This window comes from Myroides sp. JBRI-B21084 (assembly GCF_030545015.1).
Lineage (GTDB): Bacteria > Bacteroidota > Bacteroidia > Flavobacteriales > Flavobacteriaceae > Flavobacterium.
Map to the genome: position 1 here is coordinate 593,421 of NZ_CP120653.1, position 22,330 is coordinate 615,750.

18 protein-coding genes are annotated in these 22,330 nt (G+C 32.0%); 12 read left to right on the forward strand and 6 right to left on the reverse strand.

Features of this window, described 5'->3' with window-relative positions; all coding sequences use genetic code 11:
• Positions 1–26: 26 nt before the first annotated feature.
• From P3875_RS02920 to P3875_RS02930, 3 genes are read left to right on the forward strand one after another with little or no spacing between them, the layout of a single operon-like run.
• A complete protein-coding gene (locus P3875_RS02920; protein WP_303444758.1) occupies positions 27–380 on the forward strand; it encodes a four helix bundle protein in 354 nt (117 codons plus the stop codon).
• Positions 381–434: 54 nt separating this feature from the next.
• Positions 435–1,433 (forward strand): porphobilinogen synthase, encoded by a 999-nt coding sequence (gene hemB, locus P3875_RS02925; protein ID WP_303444759.1) that lies wholly within the window; start codon positions 435–437, stop codon positions 1,431–1,433.
• A gap of 20 nt (positions 1,434–1,453) precedes the next feature.
• The gene (locus P3875_RS02930) at positions 1,454–1,855 is read left to right on the forward strand and encodes a c-type cytochrome (protein WP_303444760.1); all 402 of its coding nucleotides are present in this window, start codon (positions 1,454–1,456) and stop codon (positions 1,853–1,855) included.
• Positions 1,856–1,887: 32 nt separating this feature from the next.
• Here the strand turns inward: P3875_RS02930 and dusB are convergent, their stop codons facing one another.
• Positions 1,888–2,883: a tRNA dihydrouridine synthase DusB gene (dusB, locus tag P3875_RS02935; RefSeq protein ID WP_303444761.1), complete on the reverse strand. Its 996-nt coding sequence runs from the start codon at positions 2,881–2,883 to the stop codon at positions 1,888–1,890.
• A gap of 128 nt (positions 2,884–3,011) precedes the next feature.
• Between dusB and P3875_RS02940 the strand changes: the two genes are divergently transcribed.
• From P3875_RS02940 to lepA, 5 genes are all read left to right on the forward strand, one after another.
• Positions 3,012–3,899 (forward strand): pirin family protein, encoded by an 888-nt coding sequence (locus tag P3875_RS02940; RefSeq protein WP_303444762.1) that lies wholly within the window; start codon positions 3,012–3,014, stop codon positions 3,897–3,899.
• Positions 3,900–4,156: 257 nt separating this feature from the next.
• Complete coding sequence (locus P3875_RS02945; protein WP_303445414.1) at positions 4,157–5,347, forward strand: C10 family peptidase; 1,191 nt, start codon at positions 4,157–4,159, stop codon at positions 5,345–5,347.
• A gap of 6 nt (positions 5,348–5,353) precedes the next feature.
• A complete protein-coding gene (locus tag P3875_RS02950) occupies positions 5,354–5,860 on the forward strand; it encodes a hypothetical protein (RefSeq protein ID WP_303444763.1) in 507 nt (168 codons plus the stop codon).
• 36 nt (positions 5,861–5,896) lie between these two features.
• Positions 5,897–6,415: a hypothetical protein gene (locus tag P3875_RS02955; RefSeq protein ID WP_303444764.1), complete on the forward strand. Its 519-nt coding sequence runs from the start codon at positions 5,897–5,899 to the stop codon at positions 6,413–6,415.
• 237 nt (positions 6,416–6,652) lie between these two features.
• Entirely contained in the window at positions 6,653–8,449 is a 1,797-nt protein-coding gene (gene lepA / locus P3875_RS02960) for a translation elongation factor 4 (RefSeq protein WP_303444765.1), read from the forward strand.
• 58 nt (positions 8,450–8,507) lie between these two features.
• Here lepA and P3875_RS02965 read toward each other — a convergent pair whose 3' ends face one another.
• The gene (locus P3875_RS02965; protein ID WP_303444766.1) at positions 8,508–9,362 is read right to left on the reverse strand and encodes a TlpA family protein disulfide reductase; all 855 of its coding nucleotides are present in this window, start codon (positions 9,360–9,362) and stop codon (positions 8,508–8,510) included.
• Positions 9,363–9,704: 342 nt separating this feature from the next.
• Here P3875_RS02965 and P3875_RS02970 point away from each other — a divergent pair, with 342 nt between their 5' ends.
• From P3875_RS02970 to P3875_RS02985, 4 genes are all read left to right on the forward strand, one after another.
• Positions 9,705–11,849 (forward strand): TonB-dependent siderophore receptor, encoded by a 2,145-nt coding sequence (locus P3875_RS02970; RefSeq protein WP_303444767.1) that lies wholly within the window; start codon positions 9,705–9,707, stop codon positions 11,847–11,849.
• Complete coding sequence (locus P3875_RS02975) at positions 11,849–13,057, forward strand: PepSY-associated TM helix domain-containing protein (RefSeq protein ID WP_303444768.1); 1,209 nt, start codon at positions 11,849–11,851, stop codon at positions 13,055–13,057. Before P3875_RS02970 ends, P3875_RS02975 begins: the two co-directional genes overlap by 1 nt.
• Positions 13,058–13,155: 98 nt before the next feature.
• Positions 13,156–15,963 carry an outer membrane beta-barrel protein gene (locus tag P3875_RS02980; protein ID WP_303444769.1) on the forward strand — a complete coding sequence of 936 codons (2,808 nt, stop codon included), beginning with the start codon at positions 13,156–13,158 and terminating at the stop codon, positions 15,961–15,963.
• 109 nt (positions 15,964–16,072) lie between these two features.
• The gene (locus tag P3875_RS02985; RefSeq protein ID WP_303444770.1) at positions 16,073–18,847 is read left to right on the forward strand and encodes an outer membrane beta-barrel protein; all 2,775 of its coding nucleotides are present in this window, start codon (positions 16,073–16,075) and stop codon (positions 18,845–18,847) included.
• 47 nt (positions 18,848–18,894) lie between these two features.
• On the opposite strand, the gene hemL is transcribed toward P3875_RS02985, so the two are convergent.
• From hemL to P3875_RS03005, 4 genes are read right to left on the reverse strand one after another with little or no spacing between them, the layout of a single operon-like run.
• Positions 18,895–20,175, reverse strand: coding sequence for a glutamate-1-semialdehyde 2,1-aminomutase (hemL, locus tag P3875_RS02990; protein WP_303444771.1), 1,281 nt, complete (start codon positions 20,173–20,175; stop codon positions 18,895–18,897).
• Position 20,176: 1 nt separating this feature from the next.
• Complete coding sequence (locus tag P3875_RS02995; RefSeq protein ID WP_303444772.1) at positions 20,177–21,070, reverse strand: glucosaminidase domain-containing protein; 894 nt, start codon at positions 21,068–21,070, stop codon at positions 20,177–20,179.
• A complete protein-coding gene (locus P3875_RS03000; RefSeq protein WP_303444773.1) occupies positions 21,067–21,951 on the reverse strand; it encodes a 1-aminocyclopropane-1-carboxylate deaminase/D-cysteine desulfhydrase in 885 nt (294 codons plus the stop codon). Before P3875_RS03000 ends, P3875_RS02995 begins: the two co-directional genes overlap by 4 nt.
• Positions 21,948–22,271 (reverse strand): hypothetical protein, encoded by a 324-nt coding sequence (locus P3875_RS03005; RefSeq protein WP_303444774.1) that lies wholly within the window; start codon positions 22,269–22,271, stop codon positions 21,948–21,950. The genes P3875_RS03000 and P3875_RS03005 overlap by 4 nt, the downstream gene beginning before the upstream one ends.
• Positions 22,272–22,330: the final 59 nt, after the last annotated feature.

Here is a 22,330-nt window from a genome sequence, read left to right on the forward strand (position 1 = left end):
TGCTGATTACTAATAGCTTAAAACACATGAAAGATTATAGAAATTTTACAGTTTGGCAAAAATCACATCAATTAACACTTGACGTTTATAATATATTAAATACTTTTCCAAAAGAAGAACTTTTTGGCTTAACCAGTCAAATGAAAAGATCCGCAAGTTCAATACCAACTAATATTGCGGAAGGTTGCGGTAGAAATACAGATAAAGATTTTGCGAGATTTTTAATAATTGCGTTTGGATCTGCAAATGAATTAGAATATCAATTTATATTGAGTACTGATTTAAATTTCATCAATAAAGAATCAAGTGAAAAACTATTATCCCAAATTGAAGAAATTAAAAAAATGCTAAATAGTTTAATTTCAAAATTAAATAATTAATCGCTGAAAACTGAAAGCTAATTGCTAAAAGCTGACAGCAAAATGCTAAATATTATGTTCCCATTACAACGAGGCCGTCGTTTAAGAGTAAACGAATCGATTAGAAGTTTAGTTAGAGAAACAACCTTAAGTCCAAGTGATTTTATGTTTCCAATGTTTATTGCCGAAGGCGAAAACGTAAAAGTCGAAATCCCTTCGATGCCGGGTATTTTTCGTCGTTCGGTTGATTTAACCGTTGAAGAAGTCAAAGAACTTTTCACTTTGGGTATTCGCGCAGTAAACATCTATGTAAAAGTAGACGAAAAACTTAAAGATAATGCCGGGACCGAAGCCTGGAATCCAAATGGATTGATGCAAAATGCTATTCGCGCTATCAAAGCTGCCTGTCCGGAAATGATTGTATTGCCCGATGTAGCTTTGGACCCCTACTCTATTTACGGACATGACGGAATCATTACCGATGGCGATGTTGAAAACGATGCGACCAACGATGCTTTGGTAAAAATGGCAATTTCACATGCTGAGGCCGGAGCCGATTTTGTTGCACCATCTGATATGATGGACGGAAGAGTATTACGATTACGTCAAGGACTGGATGCTGCTGGTTTTCATAATGTAGGTATCATGAGTTATTCGGCTAAGTATGCTTCGGCATTTTACGGGCCATTTAGAGACGCTCTGGACTCCGCTCCCAAAGAAGCCGATGTCGTAGTGCCAAAAGACAAAAAAACCTACCAAATGGATTATGCCAATCGCATTGAAGCGGTCAAAGAAGCCCTATGGGACGTTGAAGAAGGCGCCGATATGGTGATGGTAAAACCCGGAATTGCCTATTTAGACATCGTTAGAGAGGTTAAAAACGCTGTTAATGTACCAGTAACTGTTTACCATGTTTCAGGCGAATATGCGATGATAAAAGCAGCTGCCGAAAAAGGCTGGCTAGACAATGACAAAATCATGATGGAGCAATTAATGTGTATTAAAAGAGCCGGAGCGAGTTTGATTTCGACCTATTTTGCTAAAGAAGCCGCAATTTTATTAAAAAAAATCTAAATAGTTAAGTTTTATTAATCATGAAAAAAAAGATAGTCTTTGCATTATTCGCGGCAACTGTTTTAGTGTCTTGTAATAAAGAAAAAGAAGTAAATCCATCCGTATCGGATACAAAATACGAAAATTTAAATCCAGAAGAGCAATTGGTTGCAGACGGACAAGAGTTGTTTGAAAGCAATAAAGCGGCATGTTACTCTTGCCATAAAGTTGATCAAAAGGTTATAGGGCCTAGCGTTAAAGAAATTGCTGAAATTTACAAAGAACAAAATGGCGACTTGGTTGCGTTTTTACGTAAAAAAGCAAAACCAATTGTAGATCCAACACAATACAATGTAATGGAGACCAATTTTGCTATTCTAAAAACCATGAGCGATGAAGAAATTAAATCGCTTGAAGCTTACATTTTAAGTACTGTAAAATAACAGAAAAACAACTCTTTAGAGTTGTTTTTCTGTTATAGTTCAATTACATAATCTTTGTAGAAATCTTCAATTTCGTCGAAAATTCTTAATAATTGATTCGGGTCATCTTCGGTGACTAATCGTTGGCGATGTGCTTTAAAACCATGTATTCCTTTAAAATAATTGGTATAATGGCGGCGCATTTCTACTATACCTAATCGTTCACCTTTCCATTCCATAGACCATATTAAATGGTTTTTAGCAGCTTCTAAACGATCTTTCATGGTAGGCGGAGCTAAAATTTCACCAGTTTTTAAATAGTGTTTAATTTCATTAAAAATCCAAGGATATCCAATTGCAGCGCGGCCAATCATCATGCCATCTAATCCAAAGCGCTCTTTGTACTCTTTTGCTTTTTGAGGGGAATCTATATCGCCATTACCAAAAATAGGAATTTTAATACGTGGATTGTTTTTAATACGTTCAATATGTGTCCAGTCGCTATGTCCTTTGTACATTTGCGCGCGCGTACGTGCGTGAATAGTTAATGCTTGCACGCCTACATCTTGCAAACGCTCGGCAACTTCGTCAATGTTTATCGATTCTTCATCCCAACCCAAACGTGTTTTAACCGTAACTGGTAAGTTGGTGCCGTTAATAACCGCTTTTGTTAGCCTAATCATTAAATCTACATCTTTTAGAACTCCAGCACCCGCGCCTTTACAAACCACTTTTTTAACGGGGCAACCAAAATTAATGTCTACTAAATCAGGTTGAACTGTTTCAACAATTTTTGCCGAAAGTTGCATAGCTTCTTCATCGCCACCAAAAATTTGAATACCAACCGGGCGTTCGTAATCAAAAATATCTAATTTCATTTTGCTTTTCATGGCATCGCGAATTAACCCTTCCGACGAAATAAATTCAGAATACATCATGTCGGCTCCGTGCATTTTACACAATCTGCGAAAAGGCGGGTCGCTTACATCTTCCATAGGTGCAAGTAGTAACGGATGTTCAGGTAATTCTATTTTTCCTATTTTAATCATTCAATGAAATTTTTTGCAAAATTAATGCTTTTTGTAGATTTATTAAAACGTTGATTGAATCTTAACGCAGATTAACAAATTAAACATCCGTATTTTAGTATCTTTATTAAAAGAATTTTTTAGAGAATATGTCGAATATAGATTTTATTTTTGAAGAAAAAGCTGCCGATATTGGCAATTTTTTGGTTGGCAGATTATTGCCTTTTAAGCAAAAACGTGCAATTGGCCCTTTTGTTTTTATTGATCATATGGGACCTGCAACCATGAATGCCGATGAAAATTTAGACGTACCGCCGCATCCACACATAGGTTTGTCTACCTTAACTTTTTTGTTTGAAGGGGCAATAGCGCATAAAGACAGTTTAGGTAATGATATTGTCATTGAACCCGGTGCTGTAAATTGGATGACTGCTGGCAAAGGTGTGGTACATTCTGAAAGAACACCGAATTATTTACGTAACAAAACCAAAAAAATACACGGTTTACAAATTTGGATTGCGTTGCCAAAGCATTTAGAAGATATGGAACCTGATTTTGTACATATTGATGCGAACGATTTACCCGTTTGGAAAGAAGAAGATTTAGATTTTAAACTGATTGCGGGTGAGTTTGAAGATAAAAAATCGGGGGTGCCTGTTTACAGTAAGTTGTATATGATTGAAATAAAGGCGAATAAAACACAAACCGTTCATTTAAAAGATAGATTGTACGGCGAAAGTGGTTTGTATATTTTAGAAGGAAGTATTAAGCACCAAGATACAGAGTTTAGTGCTAAGCAAATTTTAATTACTAAAGATGCGCATTTGTGCGCGTTTGAAATTTTGGCAGGTTCAACCGTTTACTTGTTTGGTGGGGAACCTTTCCCTGAAGAACGTTTTATTTACTGGAATTTTGTTTCAACATCACGCAAAAAAATTGATGAAGCAAAGCTAAAATGGCAAGCACAAGAATTTGCAAAAGTTCCTGGAGAAACCGATTTTGTTCCGTTGCCTGTTGATTCTTTTAAAAAACCTTAAATATTTTTTATAAAACATTAAAAATCAATCGATAAAACTTTTTAGAGTCAAATGTTTTTATATATTTGTTTAAATAAAATTTAACATTAATTTAATATGAAAAAAGCACTCTTTTTATTAGGGGGGGGCTAGTTGCACTTCTTCTATTATTAACATCGTGTAGTAACGATTTAAACAATGATAATTATTCTGAACAGAATAAACAAACCAGTACTTTAATTAGCAAACAACAAGCAAAAAATGCCGTTGTAAATTTTATTAAGCATGCTAAACATAAACAAGCAAAGGGTATACCAAATGTAGATGAAAATAATTTAGAGGAAGTACAAACACTTGTAAACGAAAATAATCAACCCGTTATGTACGTTTTTAATCTTAAAGAAAATAATGGTTTTGTTGTTCTTTCAGCTTCTACATTAGAAAAACCTATTTTAGCTTATGCAAATAAAGGTAGTTTTGATTTAGGTTCTATTAACGGACATGGTGGTGTTGATGATTGGTTATTAACAAAATATCTAAAAATAAACGGTTTAGAAGCAACTGGAAGTCCTGCTAGTGAGGGTATTGTGCAACAATGGAATGCTGTAAGGGTAAATATTGGTGTGGGGTTAACAGATCCTAATGGGAATCCAATATATTTAGAGCCTGCAGTTTTGTTAAGTCAATCTGCTGAAACATATGGTCCTTTGTTGAATAATATCGCTTGGAATCAAAGTAATACTACCACAAAAGTAATGTATAATAATGATGTGCGTTTTTACGGTGGCTGTACTGCTGGTACTGCTCCTGTTGGCTATGTAGCTGTAGCAATGGGGCAAATAATGAAATACTATAACCACCCCAATATTTTTAACATTAGTACAATGTATCCATTTATCACAAATAATGCCCCTTTTTCATATACAAGTCAACCTGCCTTTGATATTGCTTCTTTTTTAGCACATATTGGCGCAAGTGTGCAAATGAAATATAATTGCGAATTTGCCGAAGCATATACTCAAAAGGCATGTGATGCCTTTAATAACGTTTATAATTTTACAACAAGTGGTGTAGTGGGTATAGATTTAAATGTTGTTAAAAATAATATTATAGCAGGAAAACCTGTTTATTTAGCGGGTTACAGAGTAATGGAAGTGGTCGTGGTAAGTAAGCCTTTAAAAATTTTTGGTATGTCTATAGGAAAAACAAAAACAAAAAATTCGTATGATGAAGGACACGCTTGGGTAACAGATGGTTATGAAAGAATTGTAGGTGCCTATTTTAACCCTAATAACAATACAAATTTTACAGCTACCATGGCAAACCATTTACACATGAATTGGGGTTGGGGTGGTTCTAGAAATGGTTGGTACGATTATGACTCTTGGACAGATATAGACGGAATCGTTATTAATAGTGTACAGTTTATTTATAACCAACATATGATTGCAAATATAACTCCAAACTAAAGAATTATGAAAGTAAATATATTGGTACTCATGATAAGTTTTGTTTTATTCGCTTGTTCTACAGATAACATTATCAAAACAGAAGAAAATCCTTGCCCATCTTGGCAAATTATTGTTAAAACAAAACAAGATATAAAATTCACAAATTCTATAGGTCAATGGCAGTCAGAAATTGATTATAAAAATTTAAGTTTAATAGCAACAGATAGTCAATGGAATTATCAATATGCACCTAATGGTAATTTAATTGCAGACAAGCCTAATTACGTAGAAGTACAAAAAGAATTTAATGAAAATAATGAAATAACAAGATTAGTTTTAGAATTAGGACATGTGTATGAAAATAAAGCTGAAAATAGTGCTATTGGATATTTTTTATTAAAGTTAGATGAGAATAATTTTGATAAAATTATTAGTTATTATGATATTAGTTGCAACAATCTTTTATTAACAAAAATTAACTATAACGGCACAGAATACTCAGCTCAAGATATTATTGAAATTATAAAATAAGCAATTGCCAAATATAACCCCTAAATAAGCTACTTTATGAAATTCTTTAAAACAATATTAAGTATTATGGTTATAAGCTTTATTAGTGGCTGTAGTGAAAATACGTTAAGTAATGGAGAAGATGATAATGTGAACCCTTTTCCAGAAGAAAAAGTAAACGTACAACAAACTTTTAGTTATAAAAATAAGAATGGTGAAGGTCTTTTTGATATTGGAGAATATAAAACCGAATATTTAAGCCTAATTGCCACCGATGAAAATTTTAACGATTTGTATATAAATGGGCAATTAGTAGCAGATATTGTTAATATTTCCGAAATACGTAGCATTGGTAATAATAGTTTAGATCTTTTTTTTGGACGTACTTATGCTTTTGACGAACCAAATAAATCTGCAATAGCGTATTATAAATTAAAATATAATGAAAATAAATATGACACTATTACTGTTCATTATTATTATAGCCTTGTAAATGGAACTTATAATTATATTACTAGTGTAAATTATAATGGAACAGAATACCCAGCTCAAGATATTATTGAAATTATTAAATAAGTATAAATTAAATAAATAGTTATTTTAACCATATTAGCTTTAAAACTTAATAGGGTTTTTATTTTTAAAAAGCTACAAAAAATAAACTATATTTGCACTTTGTAGCCTTTGGAAACTGCGTGAGGGATAGAAGCGAAAAGCCCGCAAGAATGAGGACTTGTAGCGTATAGCCCGACGAAGGAGGAACGACGAACGGCACGCCCAAAGAACAATTTATTTTATTACATTTTTACTTAGATGAAAAACATTAGAAACTTTTGTATTATAGCCCATATTGACCACGGAAAAAGTACCTTGGCCGATCGTTTGTTAGATGCTACGCAAACAGTAACCGCACGTGAAGCACAGGCGCAACTTTTAGATAATATGGATTTAGAGCGTGAACGTGGTATTACCATTAAAAGTCACGCTATACAAATGGAATACAAATATAAAGGCGAAACCTATATTTTAAACTTAATTGACACCCCAGGACACGTTGATTTTTCGTACGAAGTTTCACGTTCTATTGCAGCATGCGAAGGGGCTTTGTTAATTGTTGATGCAGCGCAAAGTATTCAAGCACAAACTATTTCAAACCTTTATTTAGCTTTAGAGCACGATTTAGAAATTATTCCGGTATTAAATAAGGTTGATTTACCAAGTGCTAACCCTGAAGAAGTTAGCGATGATATTGTAGATTTATTAGGTTGTAAAATTGAAGATATTATACATGCATCGGGTAAAACGGGTTTTGGGGTAGAAAATATTTTAGAAGCGGTTATTGAGCGTATTCCTGCTCCAAAAGGCAACGTTGATGAACCTTTGCAAGCCTTAATTTTTGATTCTCATTACAATCCTTTCCGTGGAATTGAAGTTATTTTTAGAGTAATAAATGGCGAAATTAAAAAGAATCAGAAAATTAAATTCATGGCAACCGGCAATGAATATTTTGCCGATGAAATAGGTACTTTAAAATTAAACCAAGTTCCTAAGCAAAAAATTTCGGCAGGTGATGTTGGTTATTTAATTTCTGGAATTAAAGAAGCAAAAGAAGTAAAAGTAGGTGATACAGTAACCGATGCTGCAAACCCTACCACAAAGGCAATTTCTGGATTTGAAGATGTTAAACCAATGGTTTTTGCTGGAATTTACCCTGTTGATACCGAAGATTATGAAGATTTGCGTGCATCTATGGAAAAATTACAGTTAAATGATGCTTCGTTGGTTTTTCAGGCCGAAAGTTCAGCTGCTTTAGGCTTTGGTTTCCGTTGTGGATTCTTAGGAATGTTGCACATGGAAATTATTCAAGAACGTTTAGAGCGTGAATTTAATATGACGGTTATTACAACCGTACCCAACGTATCGTACTTTGCATATACTAAAAAAGATCCAGATACTGCTTTAATTGTAAACAACCCATCTGATTTACCAGAACCATCGAAATTAGATCGTGTAGAAGAACCTTTTATTAAAGCTACCATTATAACAAAATCTGATTTTGTAGGACAAGTAATGAGCTTGTGTATTGAAAAACGCGGACAAATTACCAACCAAACGTATTTAACCGAAAGTAGAGTAGAATTGAACTTTGATATGCCTTTGGCAGAAATTGTATTTGATTTTTACGACAGATTAAAAACGGTTTCAAAAGGATATGCATCGTTTGATTACCACCCAATTGGTATGCGCCAGTCTAAATTAGTACGTTTAGATGTGTTGTTAAATGCACAAAATGTAGATGCACTTTCGGCTTTAATTCACGAAGATAATGCGTATCACATTGGTAAAAAAATGTGCGAAAAGTTACGCGAATTAATTCCTCGTCAACAATTCGATATTCCTATTCAGGCAGCAATTGGTGCTAAAATTATTGCGCGTGAAACTATTAAAGCCTTACGTAAAGACGTAACCGCTAAATGTTACGGTGGTGATATTTCGCGTAAACGTAAATTGTTAGAAAAACAAAAGGCAGGTAAAAAACGCATGCGCCAAGTTGGTAATGTAGAAATACCGCAATCGGCATTTATGGCAGTTTTAAAATTAAATGATTAATTATCAGTCTAAAATATAAAAAACGCTTTCATTTTGTGAAAGCGTTTTTTTTTGTTATTTACATTTTAGCTAACTCTTTCTCTACAATATTAGGTAAATAATTTTGTGTGAACTTAGTGAAATTTGGATAGCCAAAATATACTACTTCGTTTTTAGCATTTATAATTAATAATGTAGGCGCCACATTAAAATTTAGTTGCCTATAAATTTGTTTATCAGTATATAATTTATTCAAATATATTGTTGATTCAATTTTGGTAAACCTTTCATTATTATGGCGTTTACCTAAGTTGATATTTACAACCCTAAAATCAATATTTTTGTTTGATTTATATATGTTGGCTAAATTCTGAAAATTAGCAATACTTTCGGGGCATTGGCTGCAAGATGTAGTCCAAAATTCAAATAACGTTAATTTGCCTTGAAAAGCATTTATTGGAACTTCTATTCCTTTCTCATCTAAAAATGTAACACTTTTTAATTGCGAAGTTTCAATTTTTGCTTTTTCGTTTTCTGTTCTTGAATAATATACATAAGCAGTTAAAAGTAGGCAAAAAGGTATAAAAAAGGTAATTATTTTGGTTTTAGAAATTTTATAAACATTATTTACATACACCAAAACCGCAACCAATAAATAACTCCAGAAAAATGGTTTTCCCAAAAAACCGTCTTCCTCAATTAAATCATAAATATACATACTGGCATATAGCAATAATAAGGGTAGAAAAATGATTGCTAAACTTATTTTTTTAGAAAAAGGCGATTTGCTAAATAAAAACAACGATGATAACAATAAAAATACACTTGTTAAAAATAATTGCGTAAGTTTAGACAAAAAAGCCCCTGAAACAAGCATCACAATTAATATAATTATGTTTAATAATATAAATTGATTTTTTGATAGTTTATTCATTTTACTTTTGTTTTAATATTAATTTAATGAAACGTTTTTAACTATTAGTTTCAACTACAACTGCTTGTGTGTGTTATTTTCAAATCCTATTTATATTTAAAATAGATTTCGTTTTTAAAAGGATTTTTAACTTTATGTTTATAGTATTATCAACATATCAACATATCAACATATCAACATATCAACATATCAACATATCAACATGTTTTTCTTTATATGCAATGTAGTTTATTCAAATATTATTGGAAAGTTTTTTTGTTATTTAGATTCTTTCTAAAAAAATCTTATTTTTATTTGTTTTAAATAAAAACAGATTTTACTTTTGCAGTAAATTTTTTAAAGATGAAAAAGTTACTACTATTATTACCAGCTGTTGCAGCAACTATAGATACAAATGCACAAGTTACCGATTCTATAAAATCAAGTAATTTAGATGAATTAGTTATTGAAGCTTACTTTCAAAAAAACGTAAATTCATCAAACAAAATGCCTTTGAAAGACATTGAAAACCCGCAAGTTTACAATGTAATTAGTAAAAACATTTTAAAAGAACAAGTAGTTACTACTTTTAGCGATGCTTTAAAAAATGCTACTGGAGTTACACGTTTATGGGAATCAACAGGGCGTGGTAGCGATGGAGCTGAATTTTATACCATGCGTGGTTTTTCTACACAACCGCGTTTGTTAAACGGTATGCCTAGCTTTACAAACGGTAGTTTAGATCCTGCAAATATTGAAAGTGTTGAGGTTATTAAAGGACCATCGGGTACTATGTACGGCGGAAACGTTGTTTCGTACGGTGGTTTAATTAATATAACAGCAAAAAAACCTTTTCAAACTTTTGGGGGCGAAATGGGGTACACAAACGGTTCGTATGGTTTAAACCGAGTAACAGCCGATATTAATACGCCTTTAAACAAGCAAACTTTTTTACGTATAAATACTGCTTATAATTACCGCAATTCTTTTCAAGATGCTGGTTTTAATAAATCGCTTTATTTTGCACCTTCATTAAAATTTATTGCAAACGATAAATTAACCTTTTTTGTAAACACCGAAATTAAAAGTTCAGAAGCGGCTAATGCACCTATGATCTTTTTAAGTAGATACAGTCCGTTATCGTTTCAATCAATTGATTTATTTGAGAAAAATTATAAAAATTCGTTTACAAGCAACGATTTAACTATAAAAAATCCAGCTTTTAATTTACAAGCTTATGCAGAGTATCAGTTAGCAAAAAACTGGACATCAACAACCATTGTAACTAAAAGTAATGCTAAAACAAATGGTTACTACCAATATTTGTGGGATTCTGCAAATGGAAATGAGTTTACTCGTTTTATAACAAAAGGCGAAGCTGAAACTAACGTAACAGGTATTCAACAAAATTTTGTAGGAACTTATGCAATAGGTTCGGTTAAAAATAAATTAGTTGCTGGTTTAGATTATTTTCAACGTAAATTTTCAGTAGGTGGTACTGGTTGGGCAGCTTTTGGAACGGTTTCTTTAATCGACCAAAACGATACAATGGCAGGTAAATTAACTACACCACATGTTGATGCCGCTTTATTAGGAACTTCGGCAGCGTTGCAATCTGCTGAAACTAAAATTTACAGTGCGTATTTTTCAAATGTAATGGAGTTTTTACCTAATCTATCAGCAATGATTAGTTTACGTGCCGATCACTTTACCGGTCAGCCAACTGCTTATTCAACAGAAGATCTTAAACCCAAAACAACATTTTCGCCAAAATTAGGTATCGTTTATCAACCAATTCAAGATAAATTGTCGGTTTTTGCTAACTACATGAACGGTTTTAAATATTTAGATGCTACTGCAATTGATATAACAGATACCAATGGAAATGTAACCGGTCGTGAATTGCGTTATTTTGATCCAGAGCAAGCAAATCAGTGGGAAATTGGTACAAAAGCAAGTTTAATTAAAGATCGTTTGTCAGTAACTGCAAGTTATTACGATATTACCGTTAAAAATAAATTAATGGGCAGTGGGGTAGATACTACTCAAGCGGGTGAAGTGCAAAGTAAAGGTTTTGAAATGAGTGTTTTAGGCAGCCCAATAAACGGTTTAAATATTGTTGCTGGTTATAGCCATAACAATAATAAAGTTACTAAAGACGATCCAACGGCTGGTTATTTAGGTTTAAGAACTGAAGAAGCAGGACCAGAAAATGTATTTAACTTTTGGGCAAATTATACCGTTCAAAATGGTGCATTAAAGAATTTTGGTCTAGGATTAGGTGCTAATTCTGCTAGCGAATTATTAACACTTAACCGAGCAAATATTGGTACGTTTGCTTTGCCAGGTTATACGGTTTTTAACATGGCATTATCATACAATGCAGAAAAATACAGCGCTGTTTTAAAAGTAGATAACGTAACTAACGAAAAGTATTTCACGGGTTGGTCAACAGTTAGTCCACAATTTGCACGTTCTATTTCGTTAGGCTTAAACTATAAATTTTAATGGCAAAAAATAACCAAAAAAACACAGGTTTTAAATTAAAAAAAACAATTGGCAAGCTGCACCTTTGGTTCGGCTTGCTTATTGGTTCTATTGTATTTTTTATATCAATAACCGGAGCTTTGTATGTTTTTAAAGATGAAATTGAAAGCATTCAACGCAAGGAATACATGCATCATAACGAACCTAATTTTCAGCAAAAAACAAAGCTGCCTTTAAGACAGTTAGAAAATTTAGTTCAACAACAAGTACAAGAAAAATACCCTATACATTGGGTTAATATACCAATTGATCGATCGCTTTCGTACCAATTTTATTATTTTGAACACAACACAAGTGCTTGGAATTATTTTGATGAATACCCTGTTTATAAATTTGCTTATGTAAACCCATACAATGGTAAAGTTTTACAGGTTTACGATGAAAAATATAGCTTTTTTAATATTGTAAAAAATTTGCATTGGGGTTTTCTTTTAAATTCTGAATGGGGTAAATGGGCAACAGGTATTCCCGTACTCATTTTTGTGTTTATGCTTATTTCGGGCATTATTTTATGGTGGCCAAAAAATAAAGCAGCACGTAAACAACGCTTTTGGTTTCAGTGGAAAAACATTACAAAATGGAAACGTAAAAATTACGATTTACACAATATTATTGGGTTTTATACATCGTTTTTTGCATTAATTTTCTCTATTACAGGATTGTTTTATGCCTTCTTTTTTATACAAGCAATGATTTACGTTGTTTTTTCGGGTGGAAAAACACAATACCCCGATTTTTCACATATTAAAACCACAGCGCCTCTTGCATTAAGAAACGATACTACTTTAGATAAAATGGCAGCAAAAGTAGAACAATTGTATCCCAACGCTTATATGTTTGCTTTAGATTTGGGTCATGAACATTTAGACGATCATGAACATCCAAATTTTGAAGTATATGTGCGCCATTTACCAAATACTTATTACAAAAACAGCAACTTAATTTTTGATGAAAATTCGGGTGAATTGCTTCATGCGCGCAACCCAGAAGATAAAGATTTTGGAGAAAAAATGGTAAATGCCAATTACGATATTCACGTAGGTGCAATTGGTGGTTTACCAACAAAAATATTAGCTTTTATTGTTAGTTTGTTGTGTGCAAGCTTACCAGTTACTGGTTTTATGATTTGGTACGGACGCAATAAAAAGAAAAAAAATAGTAAGATTTAAAAAACAAAACAACTAATCTAACCCTAATTGTTTTTTATAAGCGATTTTTCATTTTTATTTTGAAAAATCGCTTTATTTTTGTTTTTCAATTATTTAGAATGAAGAAAATATATTTTTATGTAACCATTTTGTGTATATTTTGTACAACAAGCATTTTTGCACAAAATATTCAGTTAAAAGGAAAGGTAGTTAACGAAAAAAACGAACCTGTTTCCGATTTAACCATGTATCTTTCTAAAGAAAAAGATTCAACCTTAATTCAATACGCTGCAACCGATGCTTCGGGCGATTTTGCTTTAGATTTAAAAACGGTTAGCGAACCTACTTTTTTAACTTTTTCGCAATTAGGGTTTAAAAATAAAGTTGAAAAATTTCAGCAGTTAATGGCTTCTAAAGATTTAGGAACTATTCAAATGACACTTGATAGTGATTTGCTTTCGGAAATTGTAATTGTTACCGATGCACCAATTCGCGTAAAAACGGATACCATTGAATTTAATGCATCTTCGTTTAAAGTGCGCCCTGATGCTAATGTGGAAGCTTTGTTGAAAGAACTTCCTGGAGTAGAAATTGACGCCAATAAAAAAATTACCGTAAATGGTAAAGAAGTAAGTCAGATTTTAGTAAACGGAAAGCCTTTTTTTAATGCCGATGGTACAATTGCATTACAAAACTTACCTGCCGATTTAATTAAGAAAATTCAAGTTACCGACCATAAAACTAAAAGCGAAGAATTTTCGGGAAGAAAAGCGAAAAGCGAAAACGCCAGTATCAATTTTACTATTGATGAAGACAAAAACAAAGGTTTAATGGCAAAATTAAGCGCTGGTATTGGTAGTGTTATTTACAATGCAAACAGATATGAATCTAGCGGATTGATTAATTATTTTAAAGGCAATCGAAAAATTTCGGTTTTAGCTTCGGCAAATAACATAAATTCTGAAGGTTTTTCAATGGATGAAATATTTGATAACATGGGTGGAGGTCGCAGTCAATTCTTAAGTTTTGGAGGCCGTTCAGGTGGTGCAATGGGCTTTGGAAACAGTACCGGAATTACCCGTACTAATATGATAGGTTTTAATTATTCAGATCAATTTTTTGAAGATTTAGAAACCAATGCAAGCTACTATTTTAAAGATACCCAAAATAAAAACAGCAATCGTTCTAGGGTAATTAATCTTTTGCCCGATGGTGATTTTATTACCGAATCGGCATCAACGCGCTTGAATAATAACACAAATCACAATGCTAATTTGCGTTTAGAATATAAAATTAACCCAACAACAAATGTTTTTGTAAATCCTACAATTACTGCAAACACAAATGAATTAAGTTCGGTAAGTAACTCAAAATCGGTAGAAAATTCGGGCGAGTTGTTAAATGAAAGTACAGAAAAATCGTTCTCTAAAACAGATAATTTTACGTTTGAAAACAGTATCGAATTCAACAAAAAATTGAATGATAAAGGTAAAAACCTAAGTTTAGAACTAACAAATAATAACTCAAAAACAAATGGTTTAGGAACAACTAATTCAGCAACGTTATTTTACCAAAATACACCAACAAACGATATTCGTAATCAGCAAGAACTTTCAAACAGCACGCAAGATCAATACAGCTTGAGAGCGGCTTATACGCAACCAATTTCATCAAAAATGTTTGTTGATCTTGCCTATACAATAGATTTAAACAATGAAACCGATCGTTTAAATACTTATAACTTTAATGAAGTTAGCAATAATTTCACCGACTTTAACGCTTTATTATCAAACCAAACGCAAACTAAAACGGTAACAAATAAACCTGCAGTTGGCTTAAAATACGAATCGGATATGTTTAATTGGTATTTTGATTCGGGCTTAAGTATTGCTAATTTTAACGCAAATGCATTGTATATGAATACAAATTACAATGTATCACGTGATTTTGTTGCTCCTTATATTCGTGGAAATTTTAGATATAAGTTAGATAAAAGCAAAAATTTTAGTGTTGGTTACAATTACAATGTAAGTAATCCATCGGCAACTCAAATTTTACCTTATGAACGTTTAAACGATCCTTTACAAACCTATATTGGGAACCAAAATTTAGATCAAGAACAATATCACCGTGTAAATGTAGCTTTTAGAAATTACAATTTTCAAATGCGATCAGGGTGGAGTGTATATTTAAGTGGAAGTTTTTACAATTCACAAATTGTTTCATCAACCTTGTTTAACGAAAATCGTAAACGTACCACAACGTATACAAATGTTTCGGGTGCGCTCAACACTTCTTTGTTTTTTCATTGGAACAAGTCGTATAAATTTAATGAGCACACTATTCGTTACGGTACCGGAAGTAGAGTTTCACTAGACAAGCAAAAAGGATATGCAAATGGTGTTTTATACGATGCTAATAGTGTAACAATTTCGCCAAACGTTTATGCTTCTTGGGATTATGGCGAAATTTTAAGTATTTCACCATCGTATAATTTATCGTACAATCAAACCAATTATGAAAATTATCAATTAGCCGAAACCAGTTATGTGCGTCATAATTTAATGTTGCAAACAACCACCTATTGGCCAGAGAATTTTACATTTGGTAACGATTTTAGTTATACGTACAATTCTAACATAGCGCCAGGTTTTAAAAAAGACTTTTTATTGTGGAATACAGCCGTTTCATATACCTTTTTAAACAAAGCCTTAACTGCTAAAGTTAAAGTGTACGATTTGTTGAATAGAAATATTGGAACATCACGTGTAATTAATCCAACTACAATTGTAGATCAAGAAAACACCGTTTTACAGCGTTATGTAATGTTTTCGCTAACTTGGAAATTTAACCAATTTGGAAATTCTACAAAAAAAACAAACAGAATGAATCGTATGATGATGCCAGGAAGAGTAAGAGAATTATAGTGTTTTAAATTGTAACGCATTAAAAAGAACATAGTTGTTAAATTATGTTCTTTTTTTTATACTTTTTTTATAAATTAATCGTTAACTAAAATATAAAACAAAATATTTAATGAAAAACACACTATTATTATTTGCTATTTTTTGTAGTACAATGCTTTTTGCACAAAAAAATGAAATTTCGGGCAAAGTTCTAACTTTAGAAAAAGTTCCAATAGAATCAGCAACAGTTTACTTATCAGCACAAAAAGATTCAACACTTTTAGATTACACAATTACAGATGTTTTGGGCAATTTTAAAATTCCCATAAAAAAAGCAAACGAACCAAGTTTTTTAACCGTTTCATATTTAGGTTATGAAGATTATTCCACTAAAATTGAAGATTTAAAGCAAATTTTAAATTTAGGTGTAATTACCATGCAACCAACATCTGATGTAATGGATGAATTGGTAATTGTAACCGATGCAGCTCCAATTCGCGTAAAAAAAGATACTTTAGAATTTAATGCCGCATCGTTTAAAGTACGCCCCGATGCTACTGTAAAAGAATTATTAGAACAACTACCAGGAGTTGAAATTGATGAAGCTGGTAAAATAAAAGTAAACGGTAAAGAAGTAAATAATGTGTTGGTAAACGGAATACCATTTTTTGGTGCCGATGGTAAAGTTGCAATTGAAAATTTACCTAAAGACATTATTAACAAAGTACAAATTACCGATACAAAAACCAAAGAAGAAAAAATTACAGGTGCACAAGCAACTGGCAATGCTAAAACAATAAATCTTACAATTGATGAAGATAAAAACAAAGGTTTGTTTGGGCGTTTTATTGCTGGATATGGCACAGATGATCGTTACGAATCGTCTTTATTGTTCAATTATTTTAAAAACGATTTTAAAATAAGTTTTTTGGGTTCTTCTAATAATATTAATTCTCAAGGCTTTTCAACCAACGAAATTATGGACAACATGTCGGGTGGTAGAAACACTTATTCTAGTTGGTCATCAGACGGATCGTTTAGTGTAAATGGATTAAATTTTGGCGGACAAAAAGGAATCAGTCAAACCGATATGATTGGGTTAAATTATAGCGATAATTGGGGTAAAAAAAACAAAGTAAGTATGAATTACTTGTTTAACGAAGTTGAAAATAACAATAAAAACAAAACACGAACCGAAAATTTATTACCTGAAAATAGGTTTGTAACCGAATCAAGTTCTGAATTAAAATCAAAAGCTACAAATCATTCATTTAATTACGATATTGAAATGGAAATAGATTCGTTATCAACCTTAACAATTGTTCCAAATTTTAAAAGAGGCATAAGCACAACACATACAAATAGTGCTAGCCAAACTAAAAATGAATTTGGCGAAGATTTAAACAAGTCAAACAACAACGATATTTTAAACCTTGATACTTACAGTTTTGATAACGAAATTTTATTAGCCCGAAGATTCAAGAAAAAAGGGCGTAGTGTTAGTTTTGGTCTTGAAAACAAAAATTCACAAAATAAAACCAATCAGTTAAAAAATTCGGCGGCTTATTTCTTTCAGTCAACGGCTGCAGATGATATTCGAAATCAACAAATACAAGCAACAAGACATTCCGATGAATATACAGTTAATGCAATTTATCGCGAACCTATAAATAAAAGCCAATCGTTAACATTTAAATACGATACAACCTGGCAAAATGATTATCAAGGTAAAGGTACTTTTGATTTTAATACTGCAAACAATAGTTTTACAAATTATAATAATTTACTATCATACGCAAATAGTTTAAAAGGTACCATAACAAAACCAAGTGTAGGTTATCAAATAAATACCGAAAAATTGTGGTTAAGTTTAACTGTTGGAACTGGTTTTAATAACTGCAATGTAACATCGTTTTACAACAATAATCATTATATAAACAAGCGTTTAGATATTTTGCCAGAAATTGACGCAAATGCAAGTGTTGAATTAGGAAAGTCAAAAAGAATTTACACCAATTATTCCTATAACGAAAGAAGTCCGTTTTTAAATCAATTGTTAGAATACGAAGACTTATCAAATCCATTGTTCAAATCAAAAGGAAATAAAGATTTAAAAACAAGCAAAGAACACAACGTTTATTTAAGTTTTAATAATTATGATTGGCAATCGCGTTCGGGTTATTATTTTTATGGTGGCGGAACGTATAGTTCACGAAATATTGATAATACGGTTGCATATGATGAAAATTTTGTAGCAACATCAACCTATATTAATGTTTACAATACGTATCATTATTGGTCTGGCTTTAATTACAACAAAAGTTATAAATTAAGCGATAAAAATAAATTATCGTTAAGCGCAGGCTTTAATTTTAGTGGTGATTTAAATAAAGGTGTTTTAAATAATGTTGCATACACAGCAAATAGCAAAAGTTACGGACCAAAAGTAAATGTTACTTTAGATATTGATAAAAAGCTAACTATACAACCTAATTATGCTTATAGTGTAAGTAAAACAAACTATGAAAACTTTACAGTAAATCAGTCAAATTATTTTACGCACAAAGCAGGTTTAATGGTAACATCGTACATGCCTAAAAATGTAGTTTTTGGAAGCGATATAGTTTATGAATACAATTCAAATCTTTCAAGTAATTTTAGAAAAGATTTTTTACTTTGGAATGCCAGCTTAGGATATAATTTTTACAACGAACGTTTTTTAGCAAAAGTAAAAATTTACGATATTTTAAATCAAAACCAAAGCGTACGCAGAAGTGTTTCGCCTACATCTATATCAGATACACAAAATACCATTTTAAAACAATACATTATGTTTTCATTAACCTATAAATTAGAAAAATTTGCAGGTAAAAAGAAAGGTAATAACATTGTGATTATGGATTGATAAATAAAAAAACACCCCTAACAATTAAATTTTTAGGGGTGTTTTTTTTATTTAGTTACTTCGTTAATTACTTCAATAGTTTTGTCTAAATCATCATAAGTTAGTGCATCGGTAATAAACCAAGTTTCGTAGCTAGACGGAGCAATGTACACGCCGCGTTCTAACAAATCGTGAAAGAATTTTTTAAACTCAGGTGTATCGGCTTTTGCAGCATCCTCGTAATTTTCAACAGTGATATCGCAAAAGAAAACCGAAATCATAGAACCTACTCTGTTAATAGTAAACGTTTTGTTGTTTTGGGTAAGTACGTTGCGAATACCAGCTTCTAAATAAGCGGTTTTTTCTTCTAAACGATTGAATAGTTCGGTATCGTTATTAATTGCTTGCAACATTGCCAAACCAGCAGCCATTGCCAATGGATTGCCCGATAGCGTGCCTGCTTGGTAAACCGGACCAACAGGTGCTAAATAATCCATAATTTCGGTACGCGCTGCAAATGCACCAACAGGTAAGCCGCCGCCAATTACTTTGCCAAAGCAAACAATATCAGCAGTTACGTTATAAAGCTCTTGTGCCCCGCCTTTTGCTAAACGAAAACCTGTCATAACTTCATCAAAAATTAATAAGGTGCCATTTTCATCACAAATACTGCGTAGTTTTTGTAAGAAATTGTTTACTGGTGGTACACACCCCATGTTTCCTGCAACTGGTTCTATAATAATGGCAGCAATTTGGTTTGGATTTGCTTTAAATAATTCAATTACAGACTCAATATCGTTAAAATTAGCTAACAAAGTGTCTTGCGCAGTTCCTTTGGTAACACCAGGACTAGATGGAACCCCAAATGTAGATAAACCACTACCTGCTGCTATTAAAAACGAATCGGAATGCCCGTGATAACAACCACGGAATTTAATTATTTTTTCACGATTGGTAAAGCCACGCGCCAAACGCACGGCACTCATACAAGCTTCGGTACCTGAATTTACAAATCTAATTTTATCGATATTAGGAACCATTGAAACAGCTAGTTGAGCAATTTCGGTTTCAATTTCGGTTGGTGTTCCAAACGATGTTCCTTGTTTTGTTTTTTCAATTACAGCATTAACCACAGGTTCATAAGCATGACCTAAAATCATGGGGCCCCATGAATTTATATAATCAATATATTGGTTGTTGTCTTCATCATATAAATAAGCTCCATTGGCTTTTTTTACATAAATCGGCGTTCCACCTACCGATTTAAACGCACGAACGGGAGAATTAACTCCTCCCGGTATATATTTTAATGCTTCAACGAATAATTCGCTGCTACGTTTGTATAACATTTTATTGTATTTTTATTGTTTGTCCTACAGAAATAGTGTTGGTTGATAAATTATTTAAACGTTTAACATCATCAATTGATGAATTAAATTTTTGACAAATTGCGTAAAGTGTGTCGCCGGCTTGTACCGTATAAACGTGTTCTGAATTAGGTACAAATGCAGTTGTTTGGATGTTTTCGGTATAATTAATTTTTACATAGTCTTTGCCTAACACCTTTTGGTCTAATTCATACAATTTGTATCGTTCTATAATACTGATTAATTTTTGTGGATAGTTAGGGTCAGTTGCATAACCAGCTTGTTTTAAGCCGTTTGCCCATGCTTTGTAATCGCTTATTTCTAAGTTGAATAAATTTTTGTAATACACGCGGTTTACTAAAAACTCAGAATGATCATTGTACGATTCTAAAGCGTTATTGTATTTTCTAAAACATTCATTGGGTGCGTCATCGGTGTGCGAAATGGTTTCGCCTGTCCATTCTTCTTTACATTTTATACCAAAATGGTTGTTGGCAGCAATACATAAGTGTCCGTTACCCGACCCTGATTCTAAAATACCCTGAGCCATTTTAATACTTGCCGGTATGCCGTATTTTTTCATATTATACATTGCAACTGCAGCGTAGGTATCAATATAATTTTCAATGGTGTTTTTTGAAACGTTTATTTTTGAAGTAGCAATTAAAGTTTCTTCTTTATTTATGGGAGATTTTAATTTTTTTTCGGGCGATTGTGTACTTTTAATACTTTCTGAGCGGGTTTTAACAACTACTTTCTTTTTATTGTTGTTTTTGCCGTATTCTTTTGCAATTTTTTCTTTAACATTTGTGGTATGAGCTGCACTACAACTCATTAAAATCAATCCTGTAAATAATACAGATAAAACTTTCTTCATATTTCAGCGATGTTTGATTGAAGCCCTTGTAAACCTCCGGTATGTATTAAAATTATTTTAGAATTAGGTTTAAAATACCCTTTTGAAATTAAATCTATTACACCAAAAAACATTTTTGACGTATAAATAGGATCCAAAGATATTAAATTTTTTTCAAAAAAATGCTTCATAAATTGTTTCAACTGCTCATTTATCTTTGCGTAACCTCCAAAATCATAGTTAGTTACCAATTTCCATTGATTGTTTTTTGAAAACTTTTTTATGTCATTTTGTAAAAAATCGCCTTTTAAAGCCGGAAAACCAATAGCTTGTTGGTGTGGTTTTAAACTATTTATAATACCAGCTATGGTGCCACCGGTACCTACTGCGCAACAAATATAATCAAACATAAAATCGGTTTCGGTTAAAATTTCTTGGCATCCTTTTACAGCAAATTCATTAGTGCCGCCTTCGGGAATTAAATAAAAAGTACCAAATTTGGCTTTTAAATTTTCAATAAAATCAATATCGGTTTTGTTGCGGTATTGTGTACGCGAAACAAACTTAAATTGCATGCCGTTTTTTGACGCTTGGTTTAAAGTAGGGTTTTGTAAAAATTTATCGTGTAATTCATCGCCGCGAATAATACCTATAGTTTCAAACCCAAATTCGTTCCCAGCCGCTGCTACAGCTGCAATATGGTTAGAATATGCACCGCCAAAAGTAAGTAATTTGGTAAAACCTAACTTTTTAGCTTCAAGCAAATTGTATTTTAATTTTCTAAATTTATTTCCCGATATTTCGCTGTGTAAAACATCTTCTCTTTTTACATATACTTCAATTCCAAAATTATTTGGAATATTAATTTTTTGGTTGAAGGCATTTTGTTGAGGTTCAATCATAAATAGCGTAAAAAAGTGTACATTTTTCTGTTTTTAAGATAGTTTTCGTTTTTTTCGTTTGCATAAGCTTCTTTTTCAAACGAAATGTTTCGGTAAGCTGTTTTTTTGTTTTTAAATTGAATCAATCGAAATAAAAATTCAAAAAAATACCAAACAAAAAAAGGAACAATAAGCAGTTCTAATTGTTGCCTTAAATGAATTTTTTCATGATTAATAAACACATTATTAAAAGTAGTTCTTTTGTGCGCAAAAACAAACGGATACAACGTAATGCCCGAAAAACCCTTAGGAATTATAAAATTTGTTTTAATTAACCACATAAAACAAAGGTATTATTTTTAAATAACACGATTGTATTTTAAAACACAAATTGCTTAGG

What these genes read in the sequence shown, in the direction of transcription:
- P3875_RS02920 (WP_303444758.1), top strand. Translation starts at nt 27, where the DNA reads ATGAAAGATTATAGAAATTTTACAGTTTGGCAAAAATCACATCAATTA.
- hemB (WP_303444759.1), top strand. Translation starts at nt 435, where the DNA reads ATGTTCCCATTACAACGAGGCCGTCGTTTAAGAGTAAACGAATCGATT.
- P3875_RS02930 (WP_303444760.1), top strand. Translation starts at nt 1,454, where the DNA reads ATGAAAAAAAAGATAGTCTTTGCATTATTCGCGGCAACTGTTTTAGTG.
- dusB (WP_303444761.1), bottom strand. Translation starts at nt 2,883, where the DNA reads ATGATTAAAATAGGAAAAATAGAATTACCTGAACATCCGTTACTACTT.
- P3875_RS02940 (WP_303444762.1), top strand. Translation starts at nt 3,012, where the DNA reads ATGTCGAATATAGATTTTATTTTTGAAGAAAAAGCTGCCGATATTGGC.
- P3875_RS02950 (WP_303444763.1), top strand. Translation starts at nt 5,354, where the DNA reads ATGAAAGTAAATATATTGGTACTCATGATAAGTTTTGTTTTATTCGCT.
- P3875_RS02955 (WP_303444764.1), top strand. Translation starts at nt 5,897, where the DNA reads ATGAAATTCTTTAAAACAATATTAAGTATTATGGTTATAAGCTTTATT.
- lepA (WP_303444765.1), top strand. Translation starts at nt 6,653, where the DNA reads ATGAAAAACATTAGAAACTTTTGTATTATAGCCCATATTGACCACGGA.
- P3875_RS02965 (WP_303444766.1), bottom strand. Translation starts at nt 9,362, where the DNA reads ATGAATAAACTATCAAAAAATCAATTTATATTATTAAACATAATTATA.
- P3875_RS02970 (WP_303444767.1), top strand. Translation starts at nt 9,705, where the DNA reads ATGAAAAAGTTACTACTATTATTACCAGCTGTTGCAGCAACTATAGAT.
- P3875_RS02975 (WP_303444768.1), top strand. Translation starts at nt 11,849, where the DNA reads ATGGCAAAAAATAACCAAAAAAACACAGGTTTTAAATTAAAAAAAACA.
- P3875_RS02980 (WP_303444769.1), top strand. Translation starts at nt 13,156, where the DNA reads ATGAAGAAAATATATTTTTATGTAACCATTTTGTGTATATTTTGTACA.
- P3875_RS02985 (WP_303444770.1), top strand. Translation starts at nt 16,073, where the DNA reads ATGAAAAACACACTATTATTATTTGCTATTTTTTGTAGTACAATGCTT.
- hemL (WP_303444771.1), bottom strand. Translation starts at nt 20,175, where the DNA reads ATGTTATACAAACGTAGCAGCGAATTATTCGTTGAAGCATTAAAATAT.
- P3875_RS02995 (WP_303444772.1), bottom strand. Translation starts at nt 21,070, where the DNA reads ATGAAGAAAGTTTTATCTGTATTATTTACAGGATTGATTTTAATGAGT.
- P3875_RS03000 (WP_303444773.1), bottom strand. Translation starts at nt 21,951, where the DNA reads ATGATTGAACCTCAACAAAATGCCTTCAACCAAAAAATTAATATTCCA.
- P3875_RS03005 (WP_303444774.1), bottom strand. Translation starts at nt 22,271, where the DNA reads ATGTGGTTAATTAAAACAAATTTTATAATTCCTAAGGGTTTTTCGGGC.